Source organism: Pseudomonas edaphica, from assembly GCF_005863185.1.
In the GTDB taxonomy this organism is placed as follows: domain Bacteria; phylum Pseudomonadota; class Gammaproteobacteria; order Pseudomonadales; family Pseudomonadaceae; genus Aquipseudomonas; species Aquipseudomonas edaphica.
The window spans coordinates 1-3,143 of record NZ_VBVZ01000681.1 but is presented as its reverse complement, the minus strand read 5'-3'; the positions used below and the strand labels follow the sequence as shown (position 1 = coordinate 3,143).

Below are 3,143 nucleotides of genomic sequence, written 5' to 3'. Positions count from 1 at the left end.
GGCGCCAGCACCGGAGGCGAACAGCAGGGGAATCAAGCCGGCCACCATCGCCGCCGTGGTCATCAGGATCGGCCGCAAGCGCATCTTCGCCGAGTGCAGAATCGCTTCACGCCGGTCCAGGCCCTGCTTGACCTGCATCTCATTGGCGAACTCCACCATCAGGATGCCGTGTTTGCTGATCAGGCCGATCAGGGTCACCAGGCCGATCTGCGTGTAGATATTGATGGTCGCCATGCCCAGGGCCAGTGGAATCAATGCACCGCATATCGACATCGGCACGCTGATCAGAATGATCAACGGGTCACGCAGGCTTTCATACTGCGCAGCGAGTACCAGGTAGATCACGATGATTGCGAACAGGAACGCCATGACCAGCGCGCCGCTTTCCTGATGGTATTGGCGTGCATCCGAAAGCCAGTCGTAGGTGAAACCCGGCGGCAGCAGTTTGGCTCGCGCCTCGAGGAACTTCACTGCATCGCCCATGGCCACGCCTGGGTTGGGGATCGCCTGGAAGATCGCCGAATTGAGCTGGTCGAACTGGGTCAGTTGATTGGGCTCAACGCCGGTGGAGACGCTGACCAGGTTGGACAGCGGTACTTGGCCACCGGTGGCGCTGGTTACATAAAAGCGTGACAGCGCTTCGGGCGTCAGCCGCTCGCCGCGCAGGCTCTGCGGGATCACATCGTAGGAGCGGCCGTCCATGGCAAAGCGGTTGACGTAGTTTTCGCCCACCAGCACCGCCAGGGTGTCACCCAGGTCCTTCATGGTTACGCCCAGGCTGTTGGCCTTGGTGCGGTCGACTTTGATCTTGATCACCGAGTTGTTGTAGTCCAGGTCGCTGTCCACGACCATGAACAAACCGCTTTCACGTGCGGCGTGTTTGAGCGCTTCCATCGCCTCATAGACCACGCTGTAGTCACCGGCGCTCTTGATCACCATCTGTACCGGCAGGCCACCGGTCGAGCCTGGCAGTGAAGGCAACTGGAAGGCAAAGACGTTGCTGCCCTCGATGGTGTTGGCGCGGTTCTGCATATCGCCCTGAATCTGGTCGGCGTTGCGCTCGCGTTTTTCCCAATCGACGAAGTTGACCCCGCCGATGCTGTTGGATACGCCGTTGCTGCCGTTGACCAGCCACAGGTTGCTCTGCTCCGGCAATGTCCCCATGGCTTCGTTCCACTGTTTGCCGAACTTCTCGACGTAGTCGATGTTGGCGTTTTGTGGAGACTTGATGGCCGTCAGCACCGTGGACTGGTCCTCGGTGGGCGCCAGTTCGGTCTGGGCACGGCTGTATAGCCAGGGCACGCTGATCAGCACGATGACCGCAATCGTAAACGTGACCCAACGGTGGTGCAGCGACAGATCCAGCACCCGGCCATACGCGCTGCCGAGACGGTGAAAGAATCTCTCGGCCTTGCGCGCCATCCAGCCTTCGTTCATCTGGCTGTTGAGCAGCAGTGAGCTCATGACCGGCGACAGCGTAAGCGCGATAATGCCTGAGACCACCACCGAGCCGGCCAAGGTGAAGGCGAACTCCTTGAACAGCGAGCCGGTCAGCCCGCCCATGAGGCCTATGGGCGCATACACGGCCGCCAGCGTCAGGGTCATCGCAATCACCGGCGCTGCCACCTCACGTGCGCCCAGCAGGGCTGCATATGTGGGAGACTTGCCTTCTTCGATATGACGGTGAACGTTCTCCACCACAATGATCGCGTCATCCACCACCAGGCCGATAGCCAATACCATCGCCAGCAAGGTCAGCAAGTTAATGCTGAACCCGAACATTGACATGAACGCGGCCGCACCCAACATCGACAAGGGAATGGTGACCACCGGAATGATCACTGCCCGCGCCGAACCCAGGCTCAAGAAAATCACCAGCACCACGATGGCGATGGCTTCGCCCAGCGTACCGAGTACTTCATCAATCGATGCGCTGATAAAACGTGCCAGCTCAAACGGCACAGCGACTTTCACGTCCGGCGGCAAGTTGGCGCGGATCCCCGGCAGCAATTCATTTACCTTCTTGACGATCACCAGCGGGTTGGCATTGGGCGCGGCATTCAGGCCGAAAAACACTGCTTGAACACCGTCCATGGTGGCGCTGGTGTCGGTGGACGCGGCGCCCAGTTCCACGGTAGCGATATCATTCAGGTGCACCACACCGGCAGCGCTGGACTTGACCACCAACTGGCGAAACTCGGCGACATCGACCAGGTCGGTGTTGATCTGAATGTCCGACACCACATACAAACCCTTGGCCTGACCGGGCGCAGCCTGCACGTTGTTATTCAACAGGGCCTGGGCCACATCGCTGCCGGAAATACCATGGGCGGCCATGCGATTGGCATCCAGCCAGATACGCATGGCCATTGTCTGCCCGCCGCTGAGGTTGATGCTGCCGACCCCTTCGATGGAAGACAGTTGCGGTTGCACCACGCGCTGCAAGTAGTCCGAGAGTGCGGCGGTGGACAGGGTCGGGCTGGAAAAACCCACATAGGCCACGGCTGTGGCTTCACCGGAGGATTTCACAATCACCGGGTCGTAAGCCTGCTCCGGCAAGCGGTATTTGACCTCGTTGACCTTGGCCATCACCTGGGTCATGGCCTTGTTGGAGTCGGCGTTGAGCTTCATGCGCACAGTGATCACGCTTTTGCCCTGGGTCGACGTAGAACTCATGTAGTCGACGTCTTCCACCGTAGCGACAGATTGCGCGATGGCCTGGGTGACGAAGCCCTGCATCAGTTGCGGCGAAGCACCGGGGTATTGGGTGGTGATCGTCAGCGTGGAGCTTTCCGTCAGGGGGTACTGACGAATCGGCAGGTTGTTTATGGCCAGCAGCCCCATCAATAAAATCAGGGTGCTGACCACCAGCGCCAACACCGGGCGCCGCACGAACAAGTCGGTGAATTTCATTTTTCAGATCCTTGGTGTATCAGCGGCTCGAGGCCTGGTCGAGCCCTACGGTGTCCTTGAGCGCGATGCGTACCAGGGCGCCGCTGCTCAAGCGCAACTGACCGGAGGTGACCACGCGATCACCGGCCTTCACACCGTCAAGCAGCACGACCCGGCCTTCGGAGCGTTCGCCGGTCTTCACGTAGACCTGGCGTACCGTGTTGGTCAGCTGCGTATCGGCGCCCTCGACC

At 60.1% G+C, this 3,143-nt stretch carries 2 protein-coding genes; both read right to left on the bottom strand.

Annotated elements, in window-relative coordinates:
* Window positions 1-2,913, bottom strand: a 2,913-nt coding sequence (locus tag FEM54_RS28875) for an efflux RND transporter permease subunit (RefSeq protein WP_138453887.1), incomplete at its 3' end; no start/stop codon positions are given.
* A gap of 19 nt (window positions 2,914-2,932) precedes the next feature.
* Window positions 2,933-3,143: permuted SH3 domain-containing protein (locus FEM54_RS28870; RefSeq protein WP_477749743.1), on the bottom strand; the 211-nt coding region annotated here is incomplete at its 5' end.